The organism is Salmonella sp. A1325 (genome assembly GCF_056991255.1).
In genome coordinates this window covers 1-379 of sequence record NZ_JAMLWO010000038.1, presented here as the reverse complement: position 1 = coordinate 379, position 379 = coordinate 1, and the positions used below count along the sequence as shown (strand labels likewise).

General features: G+C 47.8%; 1 tRNA gene and 1 rRNA gene. Both read right to left on the bottom strand.

The features are described 5' to 3' along the window. Nucleotides 1–151 precede the first annotated feature (151 nt). Nucleotides 152–227 (bottom strand) — tRNA-Glu (locus tag NAZ64_RS22425). 85 nt (nt 228–312) lie between these two features. Next, nucleotides 313–379 (bottom strand): 16S ribosomal RNA (locus NAZ64_RS22420); the annotation flags it as partial.

The window sequence follows — 379 nt, the reverse complement described above, 5'->3', positions numbered from 1 at the left end:
TGTTTCAATTTTCAGCTTGATCCAGATTTTTAAAGAGCAAATATCTCAAACGTGACTCGTAAGTCAGTTTTGAGATATTAAGGCAGGTGACTTTCACTCACAAACCAGCAAGTGGCGTCCCCTGGAGGTTTGACCTCATCAGTTTGAACGCTGGCGTCCCCTAGGGGATTCGAACCCCTGTTACCGCCGTGAAAGGGCGGTGTCCTGGGCCTCTAGACGAAGGGGACACTGAAGTCTCAATCGCAAGACGCCTTGCTTTTTACTTTCTATCAGACAATCTGTGTGAGCACTGCAAAGAACAGTTCTTTAAGGTAAGGAGGTGATCCAACCGCAGGTTCCCCTACGGTTACCTTGTTACGACTTCACCCCAGTCATGAAT